This window comes from Pseudomonas sp. TE3786, from assembly GCF_054057335.1.
Genome location: NZ_JBSRZF010000001.1, coordinates 466,721 through 488,631, shown reverse-complemented (window position 1 = coordinate 488,631; position 21,911 = coordinate 466,721). Strand labels below are relative to the sequence as shown.

20 protein-coding genes are annotated in these 21,911 nt (G+C 60.4%); 9 read left to right on the top strand and 11 right to left on the bottom strand.

Annotated features, from left to right (window positions below; all coding sequences use genetic code 11):
• Position 1: 1 nt before the first annotated feature.
• The 5 genes from lepA to rpoE form a co-directional block, all read right to left on the bottom strand.
• Positions 2–1,801 (bottom strand): translation elongation factor 4, encoded by a 1,800-nt coding sequence (lepA, locus tag ACVW0Y_RS02275; protein ID WP_457435780.1) that lies wholly within the window; start codon positions 1,799–1,801, stop codon positions 2–4.
• Positions 1,802–1,954: 153 nt separating this feature from the next.
• Complete coding sequence (locus ACVW0Y_RS02270; protein ID WP_457435779.1) at positions 1,955–3,388, bottom strand: DegQ family serine endoprotease; 1,434 nt, start codon at positions 3,386–3,388, stop codon at positions 1,955–1,957.
• Between the two features lie 124 nt (positions 3,389–3,512).
• Entirely contained in the window at positions 3,513–4,460 is a 948-nt protein-coding gene (locus tag ACVW0Y_RS02265; RefSeq protein WP_457435777.1) for a MucB/RseB C-terminal domain-containing protein, read from the bottom strand.
• 8 nt (positions 4,461–4,468) lie between these two features.
• Positions 4,469–5,071, bottom strand: a complete 603-nt coding sequence (locus ACVW0Y_RS02260) for a sigma-E factor negative regulatory protein (protein WP_457435775.1) — start codon at positions 5,069–5,071, stop codon at positions 4,469–4,471.
• A 31-nt stretch (positions 5,072–5,102) separates the two neighbouring features.
• On the bottom strand, positions 5,103–5,684 hold the full coding sequence (gene rpoE / locus ACVW0Y_RS02255; RefSeq protein ID WP_108095477.1) for an RNA polymerase sigma factor RpoE: 582 nt from the start codon (positions 5,682–5,684) through the stop codon (positions 5,103–5,105).
• A gap of 374 nt (positions 5,685–6,058) precedes the next feature.
• On the opposite strand from rpoE, the gene nadB reads away from it, so the two are divergent.
• On the top strand, positions 6,059–7,675 hold the full coding sequence (gene nadB / locus ACVW0Y_RS02250) for an L-aspartate oxidase (protein ID WP_457435774.1): 1,617 nt from the start codon (positions 6,059–6,061) through the stop codon (positions 7,673–7,675).
• Here nadB and ACVW0Y_RS02245 read toward each other — a convergent pair.
• Positions 7,644–8,081 (bottom strand): protein YgfX, encoded by a 438-nt coding sequence (locus tag ACVW0Y_RS02245; protein ID WP_457435773.1) that lies wholly within the window; start codon positions 8,079–8,081, stop codon positions 7,644–7,646. The two genes, nadB and ACVW0Y_RS02245, sit on opposite strands and share 32 nt — an antisense overlap.
• Positions 8,065–8,319, bottom strand: coding sequence for an FAD assembly factor SdhE (locus tag ACVW0Y_RS02240; protein WP_457435772.1), 255 nt, complete (start codon positions 8,317–8,319; stop codon positions 8,065–8,067). Before ACVW0Y_RS02240 ends, ACVW0Y_RS02245 begins: the two co-directional genes overlap by 17 nt.
• A gap of 121 nt (positions 8,320–8,440) precedes the next feature.
• On the opposite strand from ACVW0Y_RS02240, the gene ygfZ reads away from it, so the two are divergent.
• The 4 genes from ygfZ to ACVW0Y_RS02220 all read left to right on the top strand — a co-directional run bounded on the left by ygfZ (position 8,441) and on the right by ACVW0Y_RS02220 (position 12,745).
• Positions 8,441–9,382 carry a CAF17-like 4Fe-4S cluster assembly/insertion protein YgfZ gene (gene ygfZ, locus ACVW0Y_RS02235; RefSeq protein WP_457435770.1) on the top strand — a complete coding sequence of 314 codons (942 nt, stop codon included), beginning with the start codon at positions 8,441–8,443 and terminating at the stop codon, positions 9,380–9,382.
• A gap of 47 nt (positions 9,383–9,429) precedes the next feature.
• Entirely contained in the window at positions 9,430–10,266 is an 837-nt protein-coding gene (locus ACVW0Y_RS02230) for an HDOD domain-containing protein (RefSeq protein ID WP_108095482.1), read from the top strand.
• A gap of 438 nt (positions 10,267–10,704) precedes the next feature.
• Positions 10,705–11,643: an omptin family outer membrane protease gene (locus ACVW0Y_RS02225; protein ID WP_457435768.1), complete on the top strand. Its 939-nt coding sequence runs from the start codon at positions 10,705–10,707 to the stop codon at positions 11,641–11,643.
• A 247-nt stretch (positions 11,644–11,890) separates the two neighbouring features.
• Positions 11,891–12,745 carry a DUF6279 family lipoprotein gene (locus ACVW0Y_RS02220; protein ID WP_457435766.1) on the top strand — a complete coding sequence of 285 codons (855 nt, stop codon included), beginning with the start codon at positions 11,891–11,893 and terminating at the stop codon, positions 12,743–12,745.
• Between the two features lie 36 nt (positions 12,746–12,781).
• Here the strand turns inward: ACVW0Y_RS02220 and ung are convergent, their stop codons facing one another.
• Entirely contained in the window at positions 12,782–13,474 is a 693-nt protein-coding gene (ung, locus tag ACVW0Y_RS02215; RefSeq protein ID WP_457435765.1) for a uracil-DNA glycosylase, read from the bottom strand.
• A gap of 144 nt (positions 13,475–13,618) precedes the next feature.
• On the opposite strand from ung, the gene ACVW0Y_RS02210 reads away from it, so the two are divergent.
• A complete protein-coding gene (locus ACVW0Y_RS02210; RefSeq protein WP_457435763.1) occupies positions 13,619–14,044 on the top strand; it encodes a PaaI family thioesterase in 426 nt (141 codons plus the stop codon).
• Positions 14,045–14,054: 10 nt separating this feature from the next.
• Here the strand turns inward: ACVW0Y_RS02210 and ACVW0Y_RS02205 are convergent, their stop codons facing one another.
• Entirely contained in the window at positions 14,055–14,954 is a 900-nt protein-coding gene (locus ACVW0Y_RS02205; RefSeq protein ID WP_457435762.1) for an aspartyl/asparaginyl beta-hydroxylase domain-containing protein, read from the bottom strand.
• Between the two features lie 223 nt (positions 14,955–15,177).
• Between ACVW0Y_RS02205 and ACVW0Y_RS02200 the strand changes: the two genes are divergently transcribed.
• From ACVW0Y_RS02200 to ACVW0Y_RS02190, 3 genes are all read left to right on the top strand, one after another.
• Positions 15,178–16,026 (top strand): HDOD domain-containing protein, encoded by an 849-nt coding sequence (locus ACVW0Y_RS02200; protein ID WP_457435761.1) that lies wholly within the window; start codon positions 15,178–15,180, stop codon positions 16,024–16,026.
• Positions 16,027–16,193: 167 nt separating this feature from the next.
• The gene (locus tag ACVW0Y_RS02195) at positions 16,194–17,012 is read left to right on the top strand and encodes an enoyl-CoA hydratase (RefSeq protein WP_457435759.1); all 819 of its coding nucleotides are present in this window, start codon (positions 16,194–16,196) and stop codon (positions 17,010–17,012) included.
• Positions 17,013–17,027: 15 nt separating this feature from the next.
• Positions 17,028–18,131, top strand: a complete 1,104-nt coding sequence (locus ACVW0Y_RS02190) for an enoyl-CoA hydratase/isomerase family protein (RefSeq protein ID WP_457435758.1) — start codon at positions 17,028–17,030, stop codon at positions 18,129–18,131.
• Between the two features lie 92 nt (positions 18,132–18,223).
• Here ACVW0Y_RS02190 and ACVW0Y_RS02185 read toward each other — a convergent pair whose 3' ends face one another.
• Complete coding sequence (locus ACVW0Y_RS02185; protein WP_457435757.1) at positions 18,224–19,576, bottom strand: HlyD family type I secretion periplasmic adaptor subunit; 1,353 nt, start codon at positions 19,574–19,576, stop codon at positions 18,224–18,226.
• Positions 19,566–21,767 (bottom strand): type I secretion system permease/ATPase, encoded by a 2,202-nt coding sequence (locus ACVW0Y_RS02180; RefSeq protein WP_457435755.1) that lies wholly within the window; start codon positions 21,765–21,767, stop codon positions 19,566–19,568. Before ACVW0Y_RS02180 ends, ACVW0Y_RS02185 begins: the two co-directional genes overlap by 11 nt.
• Positions 21,768–21,911 lie beyond the last annotated feature (144 nt).

Below are 21,911 nucleotides of genomic sequence, written 5' to 3'. Positions count from 1 at the left end.
ATTAACCATCCAACCTGAGCACTGCAAGGAAGGCTTCTTGTGGAATTTCCACGTTGCCGACTTGCTTCATCCGTTTTTTACCGGCTTTCTGCTTTTCCAGCAGTTTGCGCTTACGGCTGACGTCACCGCCGTAGCACTTGGCCAATACGTTCTTGCGCAGCGCCTTGACGGTGGTGCGGGCCACAATCTGCCCACCGATGGCAGCCTGAATGGCCACATCGAACATCTGCCGCGGGATCAACTCTTTCATTTTCTCGGTCAACGCGCGGCCTTTGTAGTGCGCGTTATCGCGGTGCACGATCAGCGCCAGGGCATCGACCTTGTCGCCGTTGATCAGTACATCGAGCTTCACCAGATTGGCCGACTGATAGCGGTCGAAATGGTAATCCAGCGAAGCGTAGCCACGGCTGGTGGACTTCAGGCGATCGAAGAAGTCCAACACCACTTCGTTCATCGGCAGGTCATAGCTAACCTGTACCTGAGTACCTAGGAACAGCATGTCGCGTTGCACGCCACGCTTTTCGATACACAGGGTGATGACGTTGCCCAGGTGCTCCTGCGGCACCAGGATATTGGCGCGCACGATTGGCTCGCGCATATCCTCGATGGCCGACAGGTCGGGCAGCTTCGAAGGGTTGTCGACGTAGATGGTCTCGCCGTTCTTCAGCAGCAACTCGAAGATTACCGTCGGTGCCGTGGTGATCAGATCCAGGTCGTACTCGCGCTCCAGGCGCTCCTGGATGATCTCCATGTGCAGCATGCCGAGGAAGCCGCAACGGAAGCCGAAGCCCAAGGCGTCGGAGCTTTCCGGCAGATATTGCAGCGACGAGTCGTTGAGGGTCAGCTTTTGCAGCGCTTCGCGGAAATCTTCGAAGTCATCGGAACTGACCGGGAACAGACCGGCATACACCTGCGGTTGAATGCGCTTGAAGCCTGGCAGCACATCGACGTCAGGCGTCGAGCTGAGGGTCAGGGTGTCACCCACCGGTGCACCGTGAATGTCCTTGATGCCGGCGATGATAAAGCCCACTTCGCCCGCTTTCAGGTCAACGGTGGCGGTGTGCTTCGGGGTGAAGACGCCGACACTGTCCACCAAGTGGATCTTGCCGGTGGACTTGACCAGGATCTTGTCGCCCTTCTTCACGCAGCCCTGGCGCACACGCACCAGCGAGACTACGCCCAGGTAGTTGTCGAACCAGGAGTCGATGATCAGCGCTTGCAGTGGGTCTTCGATATTGCCGGTGGGTGCCGGGATGGTCGCAACCAGACGCTCGAGCACTTCATCAACGCCCATGCCACTCTTGGCGCTGCAGGCCACGGCGTCGGTAGCGTCGATACCAATGATTTTCTCGATTTCTTCCTTTACCCGGTCCGGATCGGCCTGGGGCAGGTCCATCTTGTTCAGCACGGGCATCACTTCCAGGCCCTGCTCAATGGCGGTGTAGCAGTTGGCGACCGATTGCGCCTCCACGCCCTGACCGGCATCGACCACCAGCAAGGCACCTTCGCAGGCGGCCAGCGAGCGGCTGACTTCGTAGGTGAAGTCAACGTGGCCCGGGGTGTCAATAAAGTTCAGCTGGTAGGTTTTGCCGTCCCGCGCCTTGTAATGCAGGGTGACGCTGTGGGCCTTGATGGTGATGCCGCGCTCACGCTCGAGGTCCATGGAATCGAGGACCTGGGCTTCCATTTCGCGTTCGGACAAGCCGCCGCACATCTGGATAAAGCGGTCGGCCAGGGTCGATTTGCCGTGGTCGATGTGGGCGATGATGGAGAAATTGCGGATATGACTCAGGTCACTCACGGATCAACACTCAAAAAGGCCGCAGGCAGACTGCCCGCCGAAAAATAGCCGGGAAGTGTACCTGATCGACGCCGCAGGCGTCACCCGTGCCGCCGACTAGCGCCCATGAAAAAGGGCGGTAGAACCGCCCTTTCTGGTATTACCGATCAAGCGTCATTCCGACAACTTGAAGGTAATGAAGCTGGCACGCCCCTCGCGCAGCACGCGCATCGACACCGAACGGTTCTTCGGCAGAGCCTGGGCAACCTGAGTGAAGGTCTTGGCCGAGTCGATAGCTTGATTATTCAGATGAGTGATAACGTCGCCTGGACGCAGGCCGATCAGTGCTGCCGGGCCATCCTGCACTTCCTTGATTACCACACCACCCTTGAGGTCGAGCGCCTTGCGCTCGTCTTCGCTGAGCTCGGCAACTTTCACGCCCATGCGGTTGCTGCTGCGCTCGATGGCCGACTCGCCGCCACCATTGGCGGCAATTTCGTCATCTTCGGCGGGCAGATTACCGACGGTCAGCTCCAGTTTCTTGCGCGAACCTTCGCGAATCACTTCCAGCTCGGCCTTGGTGCCGGCCTTCATACGACCCACGAGATGCGGCAGGTCGGCGGACATGATGATTGGCTGATCATTGAGGCTCAGAATCACGTCACCTACTTGCAGGCCGCCTTTGGCCGCTGGGCCATCTTCCATCACCTGAGCAACTAGAGCGCCAGCTGGCTTGTCCAGACCGAAGGACTCAGCCAGGTCTTTGTTGACCTCCTGAATCACCACGCCCAGCCAGCCGCGGCTGACCTTACCGTCGGTTTTCAGTTGATTGGCAACGTCCATCGCCACATCCATCGGAATGGCGAACGACAAACCCATGAAACCGCCCGAACGGGTGAATATCTGCGAGTTGATACCAATCACTTCGCCCGCGAGGTTGAACAGCGGACCGCCGGAGTTACCCGGGTTGATCGCCACATCGGTCTGGATGAACGGCACGTAGCTTTCGTTCGGCAGACTACGCCCCTTGGCGCTGACAATACCGGCAGTGGCGGAATGGTCGAAGCCAAAAGGCGAACCGATGGCCAATACCCAGGCACCCACCTTCAGATCTTCAGACTTGCCAATCTTCACCACCGGAAGATTCTTGCCTTCGACCTTCAGCAAGGCCACGTCAGTGCGCGGGTCGGCACCAATCAGCTTGGCCTTCAGCTCACTGCGGTCGGACAGGCGCACGATGATCTCATCAGCACCGGCCACAACGTGATTGTTGGTCAGTACATAACCGTCAGGGGAAATAATGAAGCCCGAGCCCAACGACTGGGCACCCCGCTGCTGACGACCTTTCGGCGAACGCGGCTGTTGCGGGAGGTTACGCTCGAAGAACTCACGGAAACCCGGCGGCAAACCTTCAAGATCGGGGATACCCGATTGGGAGTTGCCTGCGACTTGGTCCGGAACCTTTTGCGTGGTGCTGATATTCACCACGGCTGGCGCTGCCGCTTCGACCAGGGAGGTGAAGTCAGGCAGTTCGGCATGGGCAGTCACAGCCTGCCCGAGTAAAAACAACGTCAGAAACGCAGACAAGCCAGATTTCAGGCTAAGCATCGACTTCAGCTCCCATTAAGGACCAGCAAATACCACATGAATTGCCGCGCTCAAGCAGCGCGACATACGACTCTATGGCTAACGCGCGCAGCGCCAGCAGCGCGCGCACGAAAAACTCGACGACTTATTGCGCCGCCTGCATATCTCCAGCGCGCATCGACAAGGCGACACGCTCGGCCGTCCCCAATGGGATCTCGCCAATGACCGTCACCATCACATCTCCCGCCGTTGTGGAGATGCGCTTGGAAACCGCGACAGTTGGCCCCAACTGGGTACGAGCGTCCTCCACGGTGGCACCGTGCAGCTGCTCAAGAAAGACGGAAAACCGCGCCAGGCCATCGCCATACATCAGGCAGGCCACCGGTTCGGAGGACACCAGACTATGGCGTTCGACCGCATTGCTCAGCGCGAAACCGGGTGGCAACCATTCGGAACGCCAGGCCTTGGGATCAATGCCTTTGCTTTCGGCAAAATGCACGGGCTGACAGGTGGCACCCGGTTTCAGGTCCGCCTCGGCAGGAGCGCTCATTTCAATACTGGAGAATTGGAAACGCTCAAGTAGCTGCCCCTTCTCGTTCAACAAGAGGGATTTCAGTGGCAAACCGGTTTCACGATCCAGATGCAGCTCGAAGCCATAGCGATGCTGATCCCGCGGCAATACCGCCAATACCACAGCATCGCGCCCAGCGACACGCGACTCGCCGATAATGCGCAAGTCGTACCAGGCAGCCAATTGTTTCGGATCCAGAGCACGAGCTGGCCAGTTCTGGCCGTCGGAAACCTGATCAGCCAGACCACCGCTAACGCACTCAGTTCGGCCGTTGACTCGCAGCACTTCCTGAACAGGACCATCGAGTTGCAAAAGGCGCTCGCGCACTTCCGCGCCACCAGATGCCTGATGCCAGATCGTATGAGTGGAAAAACTGCCGTTACGCTCGTAGACGAACGTCCCGTGAAAACTCTGTTGCTGCTCCGCCTCGGCGAGGCGGCCCAGCCAATCTTGCGCGTCGGTGGCGTGTACCGGCAGGGCCAGAACGCCACCTAGCAGAACCAGGGAGGAAAGTCCGCGCATGATCCTCCTCAGCGGTTTTCCAGACTTGCAGCACGCGCGTAGGGCAGAACACTATCCGAACCGCTCATCGCTGCCTGTTGCGCATGTTGACGCAGGTACCCTGGCAGACGCTGCTCATGCCAGTTCAGCTGGCTTGGACGCACGGCCTTGGACTGCTGAGCCGAAACGGGCTCGGAGCTTTCGGTGTAACCCGCCAGCAGTGCAGCACCTTGAACTTGCGGCATCGGCAGGGTGGGCTGGACGTTGTTCTGGGCCAGTTGCGTGCCCAACACTTCGTCCTGGTTGTACAGACGCACACCTGCCAGAACAGCCAGGGTCACCGAGGCAGCTACCGCCAGACGACCCAGACCACGCCAGCGACCCGCTACTGCTGCCACTGGCGCGGCAACCGGGGAAGCTTCGTCGGCGAGAGCCTTAGATACCGCCGCAGCGATATCCAGGTTCGGCACCAGCAGATCTTTGTGCATAACTGCGCGAGCTACTTGATAGCGCGCCCAAGTCGAGCGCAATTCAGCGTCATCGCTGGCGCTGAGCACACGGCGCAGCTCCAACTCGTCCGCCTCGTTATCCATGATGGCGGATAACGATTCTTGCAGGGCTTCACGACTCATGGCGATTCCTCTCTTGGCTAGCGCCGCTGTCTCAGGCTCCCTGCAACAGAGGTTGCAGGACTTTATCAATGGCCTCACGAGCGCGGAAAATCCGCGACCGCACAGTGCCTACTGGACATTGCATGACGCTGGCAATGTCTTCGTAACTCAGACCGTCGAACTCTCGCAAAGTTAGCGCGGTGCGCAAATCTTCTGGCAGTTGTTCGATGGTTCGATGCACGGCATTTTCAATCTCATCCCGTAACATCAACCGCTCTGGAGATTCGATGTCCTTGAGAGCGTGATCGCCCTCGTAGAACTCCGCGTCTTCAGCGCTTACATCACTTTCCGGAGGCCGCCGACCGCGCGACACCAGGTGGTTCTTCGCCGTGTTGATGGCGATGCGGTACAGCCATGTATAAAAGGCGCTGTCACCGCGAAAGTTGGCCAGTGCACGGAAGGCTTTGATAAAGGCTTCCTGGGCAACATCCTGAGCTTCATGAGGATCGTGCACAAAACGCACTATCAACCCGAGAATCTTGTGCTGATACTTCAACACCAACAGATCAAAAGCTCGTTTGTCGCCACGCTGCACCCGCTCGACCAGCTGCTGATCATCTTCCTGGGTAAGCATGAACACTCCTCAATTGAGTTCGGAGAGAATGCCGTTCCAGCAAGTGAATCAACTTGCCAAGATAGACTCGGGTCTTGCGCAAAAGTTCTCCCCTCCAAACACGTTCCGCACATAAATGCTTTTGTCTTGCACGGAATCGCGCAGCACGACTAGCACGCCGGCTGCGCGGATAATCTTGTCACCGCTAATGGCTGTAATGAGTGCGCGACAAGCCGCTCTCGATACAACCCAAACGGCATTGTCCCCATCTGGGTGACTGCCTATGGAACCTGGAAGTCTAAGAAAGTTCCCAGGGCCTATGGACCGTCATAAGCGCGCTATTGTGCAGCCGGCCCCATCTATATACTAGTGGCCGCTTCTCGTGGAATTCGAACATGAGCCAACATTTTCAGCACGACGTTCTGGTCATCGGTAGCGGCGCTGCCGGCCTGACTTTAGCCCTTACTCTGCCTAGCCATTTGCGCATTGCCGTGCTTAGTAAGGGTGACCTTACAAATGGTTCAACTTATTGGGCACAAGGTGGGGTTGCTGCCGTGCTCGATACTGCCGACACCGTCGAATCCCACGTTGCCGACACCCTCGACGCCGGTGCCGGCCTGTGCCGTGAAGACGCTGTGCGCTTCACCGTCGAACACAGCCGCGAAGCCATCGAATGGCTGATCGAGCAGGGCGTGCCCTTCACCCGTGATGATGAGACCGCGCGCGAAGACGGCGGCTTCGAGTTCCACCTGACCCGCGAGGGCGGCCACAGTCATCGACGCATCATCCACGCCGCCGATGCTACCGGTGCCGCCATCTTCAACACCCTGCTCGCCCAAGCCCGCCAACGGCCGAATATTGAACTGCTGGAACAGCGCGTCGCCGTCGATCTGATCACTGAGCGCAAACTCGGTCTACCTGGCCACAACTGCCTGGGTGCCTATGTGCTGAACCGCAATAGTGGCGAGGTAGACACCTACGGCGCGCGTTTCACCATATTGGCCAGCGGCGGCGCAGCGAAGGTCTACCTCTATACCAGCAACCCGGACGGTGCCTGTGGCGATGGTATTGCCATGGCCTGGCGTGCCGGTTGTCGAGTGGGCAATCTGGAGTTCAACCAATTCCATCCCACTTGCCTATATCACCCCAAAGCCAAGAGTTTCCTGATTACCGAAGCCATTCGTGGCGAGGGTGGCCTGCTCAAACTGCCCAATGGCGAACGTTTTATGCAGCGTTTCGATCCGCGGGCCGAACTGGCACCCAGGGATATCGTCGCCCGCGCCATTGACCATGAAATGAAGCGCCTGGGGGTCGACTGTCTATACTTGGACATCAGCCACAAGCCCGCCGATTTCATCAAAAGCCACTTCCCGACTGTTTATGAGCGCTGCCTGGATTTCGGCATCGATATCACCCGGGAAGCCATTCCGGTAGTCCCCGCCGCCCACTACACCTGCGGTGGCGTGGTCGTGGATCAACATGGCCACACCGATGTACCGGGCCTGTACGCCATTGGCGAAACCACTTTCACCGGCCTGCATGGTGCCAATCGCATGGCCAGCAACTCGCTGCTCGAGTGCTTTGTGTATGCCCGCTCGGCAGCGGCAGACATCCTCAAGCAACTGCCAAACACCCCTGCTCCGCAAAAACTGCCGAGTTGGGACGCCAGCCAGGTAACCGATTCGGACGAAGACGTGATCATCGCCCACAACTGGGACGAACTCCGGCGCTTTATGTGGGACTACGTCGGCATCGTCCGCACCAACAAGCGCCTGCAGCGCGCACAGCACCGCGTGCGCCTGCTGCTGGATGAGATCGATGAGTTCTACAGCAACTACAAGGTCAGCCGCGACCTGATCGAGCTGCGCAACCTGGCCCAGGTGGCAGAGTTGATCATTCGCTCGGCAATGCAGCGCAAGGAGTCCCGCGGCCTGCATTACACCCTGGACTATCCGGACCTGCTGCCCGAAGCCCGCGACACTATTCTGGTGCCGCCCATCTACGGCGAGTGAACTTCAGCTTCACCCGCAGTTGCCGGTGTACCTCAACCGGCAATGCATCCCGGGGAATACACAGCCCCCGCACCCACCACTGCCCCGGCAGGCGAAAGCGCAGCACGATCAGCAGCGGCAGCGCCAGGCTATCCGGGCGCAGCTGCACCGACTGCCAGCCATCTGCTGGCCGCCACAGGTACCAGCCATCGGCATCATGGCGAATTGCGGAAAAGCCCGACGCGCGGGATAGCCACAGCCAGCCGGCGTGAACCACGCACAGTAGCGCCCCGAGCAGGGATGCCCAAAACGGAATGGCAGCGGAGAACAAAGCGACCAGCGCGCAGAGTTGCGCGCCGAGGTAGAACGCCAGCAGTTGCCGTGAGGCCCGCCAGCGGCATTCGAAGGCCCTACTTGGGCTGGACACGGTCCAGAATCATCCGAACCATGCGCTGGAGATCGGCATCTTCCGGTTCGCCGCGCTGCATAAACCAGCCGAACATGTCCTGATCCTCGCATTCCAGCAGTTTGCGATAGCGCTCGCGGTCAGCGTCATCCAGCGTCGGGTAGACTTCCCGTACGAAGGGCACCAGCAGTACGTCCAGCTCCAACATGCCGCGGCGGCTGTGCCAGAACAGACGGTTCAGTTCAATTTCGTCGACCATTGATGCGGCTCCTGCAAAATAGGCCGGCAGTATAACGGTGCCTGGCCTTTACCGGCACCCGCTGACAAGCTCAAGGCTGGGCCCTATGATTAGCCTCCAGACTTTCAATCAGCGATTCCCCATGGCCGACTCCGCTTTTTTCTGCACGCTGTCCCACGAAGGCGTTCTTGCCGTTCGCGGCCCCGACGCCAGCAAATTCCTCCAAGGCCAAGTCACCTGCAATCTCAACTACTTAAGTGATAGTAACGCCAGCCTGGGTGCCCGCTGCACCCCCAAGGGCCGCATGCTGTCGAGCTTTCGCATTGTCAGCGAAGGCGACGGTTACCTGCTGGCGATGGCCAGCGAGCTGCTGGAACCGCAGCTCAGCGACCTGAAAAAATACGCCGTATTCTCCAAATCCACCCTCAGCGACGACAGTGCCGAGTGGTTGCGCCTGGGCCTGCACGATGCCGACGAACTGCTCAGCGAGCTGGGCCTGATGCTGCCCAATGACGCCGACGGCGTGGCGCGCGGCGAAGGTCTCTTCGCGATTCGCCTGCCGGACGGCCGTATCGAGCTGTGGCTGCAACAAGCAATCCGCGCTGCAGTGCTGCAACAGATTCAGGGCAAGCTGCCGGAGCGCCCGCTGAATGACTGGCTGCTGGCCCAGGTTCGCGCTGGCATCGGTCAGGTGTTCGGGGCAACCCGTGAGCTGTTTATTCCGCAAATGATCAACTTGCAGGCCGTTGGCGGCGTCAGCTTCAAGAAAGGCTGTTACACCGGCCAGGAAATCGTCGCGCGCATGCAGTACCTGGGCAAACTCAAACGCCGCCTGCAGCGCCTGAGCCTGGAAGGTGCCGAATTGCCAGCGGTGGCCAGCGAACTGTTTTCCCCGGTACACCGTTCCAGCGTTGGCGAAGTGGTGATGGCCGCACAAAGCAAAACGGGCGTGGAACTGCTGGCGGTATTGCAGGAAGATGCCGTCAGTGATGGACGGATTCATCTTGGCAGCGAAACCGGCCCGGCCCTGCAGTTATTGGAATTGCCCTACACCTTGAACTCGGATCGCGAGATTCAGCGTTAACCCCTATTCTTCCTCCGCCAAGCGCCTCGGCTCTTAGAGAAACGTCCATGAGCAAACTTGCTGACAAAGTCCAACACGAACTGATTCAGGCCATCGACAACGATGAACTGGTGTTGCCAACCCTTCCCGAGGTGGCCCTGAAAGTTCGCGAAGCCGCCGAAGACCCGGACATCAGCATTCCCCAGCTGAGCAAAGTGATCGGCAACGACGCCGCCCTCACCGCGCGCATCATCAAGGTGGTGAACAGTCCCTTGCTGCGGACCAACAAGGAAATCACCGACCTGCAGATGGCCGTCGGTCGCCTTGGCATCAACTACACCTGCAACCTGGCCACCGGCCTGGCGATGGAGCAGATGTTCCAGGCCACCTCCGACGTGGTTGACCGCAAAATGCGCGAAGTGTGGAACAAAAGCACAGAAATCGCCGGCATCAGTCATGTTTTGTGCCGTCACTACACCCGTCTGATGCCCGACCAGGCCACCCTCGCCGGCCTGATCCACCAGATTGGCGTGCTGCCGATCCTCACCTACGCCGAAGAGCACGATGAGCTGCTGTCCGACTCCATCAGCCTCAACCATGTGATCGAAAAAATTCACCCGATCATTGGCGACAAAATTCTCAAGGCCTGGGACTTCCCCGAGAACATCGCCATCCTGCCCAGCCAATATCTGGACTTCACCCGCAATTCGCCGAAAGTGGATTACGTCGATATCGTTCAGGTCGCCACCCTGCAGAGCTACCTGGGCAGCGAGCATCCGTACACCCAGCTCGATTGGTCGCAGATTCCGGCGTTCGCCAAGCTCGGTCTGGACCCAAGTGCCGACCTCAATGCCGATGAAGACCTCTCCGCCGCCATGGAAGCGGCCATGAGCATGCTGCAGTAAACCTTCAGCAGCCAGCCAGGGCGATTTGTCACTAAGCCGAGCCCATGGCTGGGATCGGGATCGACCTATGCGCATTCTGTTGTTGTGCATCAGCTTGTGGGTGAGCGCCGCGCCGGCGCTCGCCGAGGATGCGGGCCGTGCCTGGCAATGCCGAGCTGATCGCGCGGTTCAACCAGGGCCTGAAGCCGCCGCGGGACAGCGGCAAGATCGCCCAGTACCTGCTGGATGCCCAACAGCCACTGAGCCTGGTGCCTTGATCAGGCTTCAGCCCTTCGGCTGACCCGTACATGGCGTTGAATCGCCGCTCCTAGCAAACCATTCGACCAGCAACAGGCGAAGAATCTACGCCGCAGAAGGCCGCCACCTACAGCAGTCACCCTTACCAAGTTTGTTTTATAGCCGCTCCTTAAACCGACTCGGCAACTTGGTAGCCCTCCAATGAAATGTATCGCCCTTGCGCTTGGCACACTCCCGTTTCTGACCCTATCCCCAGCATTCGCCCAATCCGAACCCTCCCCCTTCGAGCTCAACCTCGACAGCAGCAGTATCAGCACCAGCGCCTCGCTTGGCTGGCTGCGCGGTGAAGCCGAAGAACTGGTTTACAACCCCAATGGCAGCAAACTCAGCCAACTGAACTGGAAGTTCAACGGCGTGAATATCCTCAAAGCCGATATTGCCTGGGAGCCCTTCAACTGGCTGACCGCCAGTGCCCGTGGCTGGATGGCGATCTCCAAGGGTAATAGCGACATGGATGACTACGACTGGCTCAGCCCCAACCAGAGCAACTGGTCGCACCACTCCGAACACCCCGACACCCGCCTACAAGATGCCAACGAATACGACCTCAACCTGAAAGGCTGGGTCGTGCAACAGAGCGGGCTGAAACTTGGCGTGACTGGCGGCTTTCAACAAACCACCTTCAGCTGGGACGCCTATAACGGCAGCTACAACTACGACAACGGCCAGGATGTCGGCACCTTCAACGAAGGCAAGGTGATCAGCTACAAGCAGACCTTCAAAGTGCCCTACATCGGTCTCGCCGCGGGCTACCGCTACCAGGACCTGGAAGTGAATGCGCAAGTGAAGTACAGCGAATGGGTCGATGCCACCGGCGAGGATGTGCACCACCTGCGCAACCTGGGCTTCGCCGACGATCAGTCGGGGTCCAAGTACTACGGTGCCTCAATGGATGTCGGTTACTACCTGCTCAGCGACCTGAAAATCTTCACCGAACTGGCATGGAATGATTACCGCGAGAAAGTTGGCGACAGCCGTGCAACCAATCACGCCACCGGTGTAACCACCGACCATGGCAGCAGCACTGGCCTGAGCAACACCAACTACAACGCGTCTCTGGGCCTGCAGTACCGTTTCTAGGCTCAAGCGCCAGCAGGCCGCCGGCCGGTCCTTCACGCTGATTGATGGGCTAACCACCCTATATTTCTTCGGCCATACGCCTGAGGCAGCGATCGACGCGACGAAGTTCTATGTGTGAAGTCAGGCCGGTAGCTGGTCGAATCTACCCGCAACTCGGTTAACGGGCGGCGGCAGCGCGCTACAAAAGCACGCGCACTTCTTCCTGATAGGCCGGTCTATGCTCAGACTGGCCCTCAAGGAGAAGCCCATGGGCAAGCGGCTGCGGATTCTGTTGCTACTTACCGGCCTGGCACTGATCGCCTCGTGCAGCCGACTGGAACTGGCCTATCGCAACCTTGACTGGTTGATTCCCTGGTCGCTGGACAATTACGTAACCCTCAGCAAAGAACAGAAGGCCTGGCTCAAGCCGCGGCTGACCGCCCATATCGCCTGGCACTGCCAAACCCAACTGCCCGCCTATGCCGCCTGGTTGCAACGCAGCGCCACACTGGTGGCAGAGCCCCAGCCCGGCGCGGCGCAGTTCGATAGCCAATTCACCGATTTCCGCCATGCCGTGGATGCCATCGTCGTGCAGGTCACCCCTGATCTCACCGAGCTCCTGCGTGGGCTGAGCCCCGAGCAGGTAGATGAGCTGCAGGCAAATCTGAGTAAACAGAACCAGGAGCAGCGCGAAGACTACCTCGGCGTGCCGCTGGCCGAACAGATAGACGAGCGCGCCGAGCGCATGGAAGAACGTCTGCAGCCATGGTTCGGACGTTTGCATAAGGAGCAGAAGACGCGAATCAAGGCTTGGTCGCAGCAATTGGGGGAATACAACCAAGGTTGGCTGGACAATAACCTGCGCTGGCAGCAGGCGTTTCTCGCCGCGGTACGGGAACGCAACAGTGAGCAGTTCCCCGAGCAGATGAAGAGCCTGTTGCAGCAGCGGATGAGCTATTGGAGGCCGGCGTATCAGCAGGAATTTCTAGGTGCCCAGCAGGCGTTGAGCGAGTTGTTCAAGGATCTGCTGAGCGACGCCAATCAGCAGCAGCGGGAGCGCTTGGGGGATCGCTTGCAGGGCGCGCGTAAACAGCTCAATGAGCTGACCTGCCCTTCTGCCTGAAGATCAGCCGCAATTTCCTGGAAACGGCGTTACCTGCTAGAGCGCCGGCAATTTCCAATCAATCGGCTCCAGCCCCCGCTCTTTCAGGTACTGATTGGCCCGGCTGAAATGCCCGTTGCCGATAAACCCGCGGTGCGCCGATAGCGGCGAGGGGTGTACGGACTTGAGCACCAGATGACGGGTGGTGTCGATCAACCCCTGCTTGCTCTGCGCATGAGCGCCCCACAGCAGGAACACCAGATTGCCAGGCCGCGCATTGACCACTTCGATCACTTTGTCGGTAAACGGCTGCCAGCCCTTTTTCGCGTGCGAGCCGGCGTTGGCCTGCTCGACCGTCAGCGAGGTATTCAGCAGCAATACGCCCTGCTCGGCCCAGCTCTGCAGGTAGCCGTGGCTGGGGATGTCGAGGTTGAGGTCGCGCTTGAGCTCTTTGTAGATGTTCTGCAACGACGGCGGCGTCGGCACCCCCGGCTGCACCGAGAAGCACAGGCCATGGGCCTGGCCGGGGCCGTGATAGGGGTCCTGGCCGATGATCACCACTTTTACCTGGTCCAGCGGCGTGGAGTTCAGGGCATTGAAGATCATCGGGCCGGGGGGAAAGATCACCTTGCCGGCCGCCTTTTCGGTGCGCAGGAATTCGCTCAGGGCCAGCATATAGGGCTTGTCGAACTCCTCGCGAAGCGCGGCCTTCCAACCTGCTTCGAGTTTGATCCGGTCGTCTGCGGTCATGCTGGGTCCTGCCCCTGAGAAAAGGTTCGCGCACGCTAAGGAAGGCCAGGTGCCAAGTCAAGGCACGCTGATGCGTCACCATCACGGCACTGGATGCACATTGTCGTCTGGCCCTGGCGGGTCAATGCTCAAGCCGACCCCCTGATGAGCACGATCATGAACGCCACTGCCGGCATTACCCGCGAACGCCTGGAACAGGCCCTGGAACACTCCACCTTCGCCCAGATGCTGGGCGCCGAACTGCTCGACTTCGAGCCCGGCAAGGTCAGCCTGCAAGTGCATGCACGCCCCGATCTGTGTCAGCACCACGGCTATATCCACGGTGCGGTGGTGGGTTTTATGGTCGACAGCGGTTGTGCCTGGGCAGCCGCATCGATGGTCGGCGATGTGGTCACCAGCGAATACAAACTCAATCTGCTGGCCCCGGCCCTTGGCGAAAAGCTGATCTGCCGCAGCGAAGTGCTCAAGGCCGGACAACGCCAGGCCGTGTGCCGCGCCGATGTGTTTGCGGTGAAAGATGGCGTAGAGAAACTGGTGGCCACTGGCTTGGCTACTATCGCCAGGGTCTAAGCGCCAGGGCCTAGGCCAGGACTATGGCCAGTACCACCGCGCCGACCAACAGCAGCTTGGTGGCGCGGTAGGCGGTTTTATTCCAGGCCTTGAACCGTCGCCGGTACTGGCCGCCAAGCCAGACAAAGCGGAACAGTTTGCTGATCCGCCCCTCCTGATCGCCGATTTCGTTGGGCGAGGCGGCCGCCGCCAGCAAGGTACGGCCCAACCAGCGGTTCAGTGCTTCGGCCCAGGCGAAGCGCAACGGGCGCTCCAGATCACAGAACAGAATCAGCCGGCTCTGCTCGGTACCGTTCTGCGCCCAGTGAATAAAAGTTTCGTCGAAGATCACACTCTGCCCATCGCGCCAGCTGTGGCGCTGGCCGTCTACCTCGATAAAGCAGCGATCGTCATTGGGGGTGACCAACCCGAGGTGATAGCGCAGCGAGCCGGCATAGGGATCGCGGTGCGGGTTCAAGGTGCCATGGGGGCCGAGCTCGGCAAACATCGCGGCTCTGATAAATGGAATCTGCTGGAGCAAGGCCACGGTCTGCGGGCAATGCTGCTGCGCCGAAGGCAGGTTGGCGTCGTACCACTTCAGGTAGAAGCGCTTCCAGCCGGCTTTGAAAAATGAATTGAAGCCGGCGTCATTGTTGCGCTCGGCAGCCTTGATCCGCGCCTGCTGTTGCAATGCCAGGGTTTCTTCACGAATAAGCTGCCAGTTGGCATCCAGCAGATGCATGGCCTGGTAATTCTCGACCTGGGGAAACGGCTGCGCCGGCACCCGGGAAAAGGCATACATAAACAGGTTGATGGGGGCCATGATCGAGGAGTGATCGGCAAACTGACGCAACAGAGGCAGGCGCACCCGCCCGCGAAAATGCACAAACAGAATGGAAAACAGCACAACCGCCAACACGATCCACTTCATTGCAGCCTTCACCTCACCAGTACCGGCTACCCAGTGGCCGGCAAGGCGGCGACTGTATGCACCCTCCCCCCAGTGCGGCTGTAGGCTGCATCTGCCTGCCTGGCGGCCCCGTCCGAGACGGTCTGCACCGGCAGCCGTCGAGGCAAACCCCGCCCAATGGTCGGCCACCGGGCTCAAATGCTTACTACGCTTGTAGTTCGAGCAGACCAGGAGAACGCCCCCCATGGAGACCCGCCACGAAGGTCTGAAGTTTTCGCTGTACTCAAGCTTTCTCAAGGGCAACGCCAAGGTTCCGCAGATGCCGGAAACCTCGCTGCGCCTGCGCAAGTTGCTGGATTCCGAGCACGCCTCGCTGGAACAGGTAACGCGCCTTTTACACAGCAACCCGCCATTGGCCGCTTACCTCTTGCAGTTCGCCTCCAGCCCCATGCTGCGTAATGTGCGCCAGGGCGTGAACCTGCAGGAGGTGGTGTCGCGCATCGGCATGACGCGGGTGAATAACCTGGTGCTGACCTTTGCCGTCGAGCACCTGTTCACCAGCCAGGACCCGGTGCTGATCAAAGTCTTTCGCGCGCGCTGGAACGCTGCGCTGATGTGCGGCGCTTACTGCGCCTGCCTGGCCCAGCAGCTCACCCGCCTGCCGGTGGAAGACGCCATGCTCGCCGGTCTGCTGCAGGACATCGGCAGCCTGCCGCTGCTCGATGAATTGGAGCGCTGGCCGGAGGTGCAGCGCGAAGAGCCGGAGCTGCAAAGCCTGTGCGAGCAGCTGTCAGCCGATATCGGGGTAATCGTGCTTACCGCCTGGCGTTTGCCCAGCGTACTGGTGGATTGCGCCCGCCATCGCAGTGCCTGGCAGCGCAAACGCGAGGGCAGCGCCGACCTGGTGGATATCGTTCAGGTGGCCCGGCAACTGAGTGGCAACGGCGACGATGAACATCTGCTGCAGCTGCCGGCCTGGCGTCGCCTGCTGGGGGACCGCGCCGACGATCTGTCGCCGCAAGTGCTGCGCGATGAGCTGGACGGCGAAGTGGCTTTCTGGTTCAAACTGCTGGGCGGCAAGCCTGCTGTCTAGATGCGTAGCCTGGTCGACTGATCGAATGCAGGGGTACGCAAGACCTGCAGGTTTTTGCATACTCAGCCGTGCCACTTGCTGAAGGCGGGCATCACCACCAATAACAATCCTCATAACAATCCTCATAACAACCCGGGCGCCGCCACCAACGACAGGGATACGAGTGAATGAGCAATGCCGTTGAAACCTATCATCCAAGCCTGGCCGACCTTACCCACAAGCTGACGGTGGAAAAACACGGGCACACTGCCCTGCTGACCATCAACCACCCGCCAGCCAATACCTGGGACCGCGAGTCACTGATCGGCCTCAAGCAGCTGATCGAACACCTCAACCACGACGACGATATCTATGCCCTGGTGATCACCGGCCAGGGCAGCAAGTTTTTCAGTGCCGGTGCCGACCTCAATCTGTTTGCCGATGGCGACAAGAGCCGCGCCCGGGAGATGGCCCGACGCTTTGGCGAAGCCTTCGAGGCATTGCGTGATTTTCGCGGGGTGTCCATCGCCGCCATCAACGGCTACGCCATGGGCGGCGGCCTGGAATGTGCGCTGGCCTGCGATATCCGCATTGCCGAACGCCAGGCCCAGATGGCCTTGCCGGAAGCCACCGTTGGCCTGCTGCCCTGTGCCGGCGGCACCCAGGCCCTGGCCTGGCTGGTGGGCGAAGGCTGGGCCAAGCGCATGATTCTGTGTGGCGACCGGGTGGACGCGGAAACCGCCTTGCGTATCGGCCTGGTGGAACAGCTGGTGGACAGCGGCGAAGCCCGCGGCCATGCCCTGCTGCTGGCGGCCAAGGTGGCGCGTCAGAGCCCGGTGGCGGTACGCACCATCAAACCGCTGATTCAGGGTGGCCGCGAACGCGCACCGAATAGCTGGTTGAGCGAGGAGCGCGAGCGCTTTGTCGACCTGTTCGACGCTGACGACACCCGCGAAGGGGTAAATGCCTTCCTGGAAAAACGCGAGCCGCAATGGCGCAACAAGTAGTTTAGGAATCCGTTTATGAATGTGCTTTTCGAAGAACTCGCCGGCCAGCATGGTGCCCGCGTCGGCATCGCTACCCTGGATGCGGCGAGCAGCCTGAATGCCCTATCCCTGCCCATGATCGAAGCCCTGGACGCCAAGCTGGCGGCCTGGGCGCAAGACCCGAGCATTGCCTGCGTGGTGCTGCGCGGCAATGGCGACAAGGCCTTCTGCGCCGGTGGCGATGTGCGCAAGCTGGTGGACGCCTGCCGCGCCCAACCCGGCGAGGTACCGGCCCTGGCCGAACGCTTTTTTGCCGATGAATACCGCCTCGACCACCGCATCCACACCTACCCCAAACCCTTTATCTGCTGGGCCCACGGCTATGTGCTGGGCGGCGGCATGGGCCTGCTGCAAGGTGCCAGCATCCGTATCGTCACCCCCAGCAGCCGCCTGGCCATGCCGGAGATCAATATCGGCCTGTACCCGGATGTGGGTGGCAGTTGGTTCCTCAATCACCTGCCGGGCAAGCTCGGGCTGTTCCTCGGCCTGACGGCGACCCAGGTGAACGCCCATGACGCCCTGCTGCTGGGCTGGGCCGACCGCTTTCTCGGTGATGACCAGCAAGACACGCTGATCGACGGCCTGCTGCAACTGAACTGGGCTGAACAACCCGCCCGCCAGCTCAACAGCCTGCTCAAGGCCCTGGAACACGAGGCCAACCAGCAGTTGCCGGACGCCCAGCTGATGCCGCGGCGCAACCATATCGACAATCTGCTGGACGTCGCGGATGTGGCCAGCGCCTGGAAGGTGTTGGTGGCCCTGCAAGACAGCAGCGATGGGCTATTGGCGCGCGGGGCAAAAACCCTGGCCGGCGGCTGCCCACTGACCGCGCATCTGGTCTGGGAGCAGATCGAGCGTAGCAAGCACCTGTCGCTGGCCGAGGTGTTCCGCATGGAATACGGCATGAGCCTGAACAGCTGCCGTCACCCGGAATTTGCCGAAGGCGTAAGGGCGCGGCTGATCGACAAAGACAACACCCCGCATTGGCACTGGCCGGATGTGGCGACCATTCCCCGCTCGGTGATCGACGCGCATTTTGTGCCGACCTGGGAAGGCGAGCATCCACTTAAGAATCTATGAGTTTTGGCGCTTAAGTGCATCGCGGCTGAAGCCGCTCCTACGGGCAGCACAATCGGTAGGAGCGGCTTCAGCCGCGATGCTTTTAATCGTCCTTAGCGCTCGCGCAGAGCTTCCGCCTTGGCGCGCAGAATCGGTTTGAGCAGATAGCTCAAGATGCTTTTCTTGCCGGTGATGATATCCACCGAGGCCACCATACCGGGAATGATCAGCAGCGGTTTCTCTTCGCTGCCGAGGTGGCTTTTGTCGGTGCGCAGTTTGATCAGGTAGAAGGTGGTCTTGCCGTCTTCTTCGGTAACGGTGTCCGCGCCGATCTGTTCCAGCTTGGCTTTCAGGCCGCCGTAGATGGTGTAGTCGTAAGCAGTGAATTTGACGATCGCCTCCTGGCCTGGGTGCAGAAAGGCGATGTCCTGCGGGCGGATTTTCGCTTCCACCAGCAGGGTGTCATCCAACGGCACCACTTCCACCAGATCGCTGCCCGGCTGAATCACGCCGCCGATGGTGTTGACCAGCAGGCTCTTGACGATACCGCGTACCGGCGAGGTCACCAGGGTGCGGTTGACCCGATCTTCCAGGGCCTTGCCGGTGGCCTGGGATTTGCTCAGTTCGGTGCGCGCTTCGTTCAATTGGGTCAGGGCATCGCTGCGGAATTTGCCGCGGGTTTCGTCGATCTTGCGTTCGGCTTCGGTAATCGCCGATTGCGCCCGCGGAATAGCCAGGCTGGTGGCGTCCATCTGCCCACGGTTTTCCACTTCCGCACGTTTCAGGCGCAGCACTTCCACCTGGGAAATCGCGCCCTGAGCCACCAGCGGCTCGGACATGGCAATCTCCTGGCGCAACAGGTTCAGGCTGCTGCGGTACTGCTCCTGTTTCGATGCGAACTCGCGCAGTTCCTGCTGTTTTTGCACCAACTGCTGTTGCAGCCCGGCCACTTCGTCGCGGAGTTGCTGCTGACGACTCTGGTACAGCTGCAGCTCGCTTTCGGCCTGGCTCGGCACCTTGCCGCGAATGTCGTCGCTGATCACCAGCGGCTTGCCTTCGGTTTCCGCCACCAGGCGGTCCACGCGCAACTGCCAGCCCAGGCGCTCGGCCTCGGTTTCGCCGACGTTGGAGACAAAGCGGGTGTCGTCCAGGCGCAGCAGCGGGTCGCCGATTTTGACGATCTGCCCTTCGTGCACATACAACTCGGCGACGATGCCGCCTTCCAGGTTCTGGATCTTCTGGATCTTCGACGAGGGAATGGCTTTGCCATCGCCGCGGGTCACTTCATCGATCTGGGCAAAGTGCGCCCAACCGAACATAAAAACGAAGAAACCGATCAGCCCCCAAATGGTCAGCCGCACCACGCGCGGGGCATCTTCTACCAGGGCTTTGCTGAGTTCCGGCAACGGTTCGCCATCCAGCGAGTCGCGGCCTTTGAAGTAACTGGCGAGGCTTTTAAGCGACACTGATCTGCCCCTTTTTCAGAGCTTCCATAACGGCGTTTTTCGGGCCATCGGCAATGATCTGGCCCTTATCGATAATCAGCAGGCGGTCGACCAGATCGAGCATCGAGGAGCGGTGGGTAATCAGCAGCACGGTCTTGGTGGCGATCACCGCTTGCAGGCGCTGTTTGAGGTGCACTTCCCCGGTGTTGTCCATGCCACTGGTGGGCTCATCGAGCAGCAGAATCGGCGGGTCGAGCAGCAGCGCACGGGCCAGGGCGACGTTCTGCCGCTGGCCACCGGACAACTGATGGCCGCGTTCACCGACTTGCAGCTCATAGCCTTGCGGATGCAAACGGGCGAATTCGTGTACGCCGGCCAGCTCGGCCGCCTGCAGCACCAGCTCGTCTTCCACATAGCGGGCGCCGCTGACCAGGTTGTCGCGCAGGGTGCCGCTGAACAGGTGGATATCTTGCGGCACGTAGCCGATGTTGTGGCGCAGCTCGCTGATGTCCAGTTGGCGCATGTCCACCCCGTCCACCAGCAGGCTGCCGGAGTCGGCCTGGTGCAGGCCGACCAGCAACTTGGCCAGGGAGCTTTTACCCGAGCCGCTGCGGCCGATGATGCCGATCTTCTCGCCGGGGCGAACCACCAGATTGATATTCGCCAGGGCGATGTTCTGCTGCTGCGGGTAGTTGAAGTTGAGTTGGCGCAACTCGATGGCACCCTGCACACGCCGCCGGGTCAACGGACGGTCTTCGGCCTGGCGCTCTTGCGGCAGGTCCATCATCTGGTCCACCGAGGCCATGGTGACCTTGGCCTGCTGGTAGCGGCTGAGCAGTCCGGACAATTGCGACAACGGCCCCAGGGCGCGACCACTGAGCATGTAACAGGCGATCAGGCCGCCCATGCTGAGGTTGCCGTCGATGATCTGGTACACGCCGAAAATGATCATGATCACCCCGGCCAACTGCTGAATCAGCATGGTCGAGTTCATTGCCAGATTGGACAGCATGCGCGCCTTCAGCTCCAGCCGGCTCAGGGTGCCGATGGTTTGCTCCCACTGGTACTGACGCTCGCTCTCGGCGTTATTGACCTTGACCGCGTCCAGCCCGGCGAGGGTTTCGATCAGGCTGGATTGCCGCTCGGCAGCCAGGGCCATGCTGCGCTCGATGGTTTCGGTCAGTGGCTTTTGCAGCGCCCAACTGATCAGCAAGGCCAGGGGAAAGGCCATCACCGGAATCCACACCAGGTGCCCGCCGAGCAAGGCGATCACCAGCAACACCAGCAAGGTGAAGGGCAGATCGATCAGGCTGGTAAGGGTCAGCGAGGCGAGAAAATCCCGCAGGGTCTGAAACTCGTGGATGTTCTGCGCAAAGCTGCCGACGCGCTTGGGCCGGTACTTCATTGACATGCCGACGATGCGTTCGAACAGCGTGGCGGAAATGATCAGGTCGGTCTTTTTCCCGGCCAGGTCCAGGCACAGGCCGCGCAGGCTTTTCAGCAGAATATCGAACAGGTAGGCACCGCTGATGCCAATCGCCAGTACCCACAAGGTGGCGGCAGCCTGGTTGGGCACCACGCGGTCGTAGACGTTCATCACGAACAGCGGCGCACCCAGGGAAATGATGTTGATCAGCAGACTTGCGGCGATGGCGTCGGCATACAGCCAGCGCGAGCGCTTGAGGGTGTCGCGAAACCACGACGAGGTACGCGGAATCAGCGAGCCGTTGTCAGCGTCGAACTTGTGCTGGGGTTGGGCGAAGAACACCTGACCGCTGTAATCCTCTTGCAGCTTGTCCACCGCCACCTGCACTTCGCCGCCGTCGCTTTCGCTCAGCAGCAGCCGCGCATAACCGGCGTCGATACCCACCAGAATCGCGCTACGACCGCCTTTGAGCAGCAGCATCGCCGGCAAGGCCATGGCCGGAATAAGTTCCAGCTTGCGCTGCAGCAAACGCCCTTGCAGGCCGGCACGGGCCGCAGCACGGGGCAGTAATTCGGCACTCAGACGCTGCGCCGGCAATGGCAGGCCGGTGGTCAGCATCGCCCGACTGACGGGCTTCTGATGCAAGGCACAGAGCGACAACAGGCTATCGAGCAACGGGTCGTCATGCTGGCCACGGGGATCATGGTGAAGCGGCGGTTGGCTGACGTCTGGTTCCACGCTAAACACTCTTGGCACTGAAGATGGGGTGCGGCTGGGGCTATCCATAGCGAGTACGGCAACGTCTTATAAAGACGTAGGCCGAAGCAACGCGGGAGTGTGGGCACTTTAGCTGGTTGTCGGCGCGGGGGCTAACTGGCACAGGGACAAATCTGCACTACCGGCACAAACCAATCGCGGCTGAAGCCGCTC

Excerpts from the sequence above, each read along its gene's own strand:
- ACVW0Y_RS02270 (WP_457435779.1), bottom strand. The coding sequence starts at position 3,388 with ATGCTTAGCCTGAAATCTGGCTTGTCTGCGTTTCTGACGTTGTTTTTA.
- ACVW0Y_RS02265 (WP_457435777.1), bottom strand. The coding sequence starts at position 4,460 with ATGCGCGGACTTTCCTCCCTGGTTCTGCTAGGTGGCGTTCTGGCCCTG.
- ACVW0Y_RS02260 (WP_457435775.1), bottom strand. The coding sequence starts at position 5,071 with ATGAGTCGTGAAGCCCTGCAAGAATCGTTATCCGCCATCATGGATAAC.
- rpoE (WP_108095477.1), bottom strand. The coding sequence starts at position 5,684 with ATGCTTACCCAGGAAGATGATCAGCAGCTGGTCGAGCGGGTGCAGCGT.
- nadB (WP_457435774.1), top strand. The coding sequence starts at position 6,059 with ATGAGCCAACATTTTCAGCACGACGTTCTGGTCATCGGTAGCGGCGCT.
- ACVW0Y_RS02240 (WP_457435772.1), bottom strand. The coding sequence starts at position 8,319 with ATGGTCGACGAAATTGAACTGAACCGTCTGTTCTGGCACAGCCGCCGC.
- ygfZ (WP_457435770.1), top strand. The coding sequence starts at position 8,441 with ATGGCCGACTCCGCTTTTTTCTGCACGCTGTCCCACGAAGGCGTTCTT.
- ACVW0Y_RS02230 (WP_108095482.1), top strand. The coding sequence starts at position 9,430 with ATGAGCAAACTTGCTGACAAAGTCCAACACGAACTGATTCAGGCCATC.
- ACVW0Y_RS02225 (WP_457435768.1), top strand. The coding sequence starts at position 10,705 with ATGAAATGTATCGCCCTTGCGCTTGGCACACTCCCGTTTCTGACCCTA.
- ACVW0Y_RS02220 (WP_457435766.1), top strand. The coding sequence starts at position 11,891 with ATGGGCAAGCGGCTGCGGATTCTGTTGCTACTTACCGGCCTGGCACTG.
- ung (WP_457435765.1), bottom strand. The coding sequence starts at position 13,474 with ATGACCGCAGACGACCGGATCAAACTCGAAGCAGGTTGGAAGGCCGCG.
- ACVW0Y_RS02210 (WP_457435763.1), top strand. The coding sequence starts at position 13,619 with ATGAGCACGATCATGAACGCCACTGCCGGCATTACCCGCGAACGCCTG.
- ACVW0Y_RS02205 (WP_457435762.1), bottom strand. The coding sequence starts at position 14,954 with ATGAAGTGGATCGTGTTGGCGGTTGTGCTGTTTTCCATTCTGTTTGTG.
- ACVW0Y_RS02200 (WP_457435761.1), top strand. The coding sequence starts at position 15,178 with ATGGAGACCCGCCACGAAGGTCTGAAGTTTTCGCTGTACTCAAGCTTT.
- ACVW0Y_RS02195 (WP_457435759.1), top strand. The coding sequence starts at position 16,194 with ATGAGCAATGCCGTTGAAACCTATCATCCAAGCCTGGCCGACCTTACC.
- ACVW0Y_RS02190 (WP_457435758.1), top strand. The coding sequence starts at position 17,028 with ATGAATGTGCTTTTCGAAGAACTCGCCGGCCAGCATGGTGCCCGCGTC.
- ACVW0Y_RS02180 (WP_457435755.1), bottom strand. The coding sequence starts at position 21,767 with ATGGATAGCCCCAGCCGCACCCCATCTTCAGTGCCAAGAGTGTTTAGC.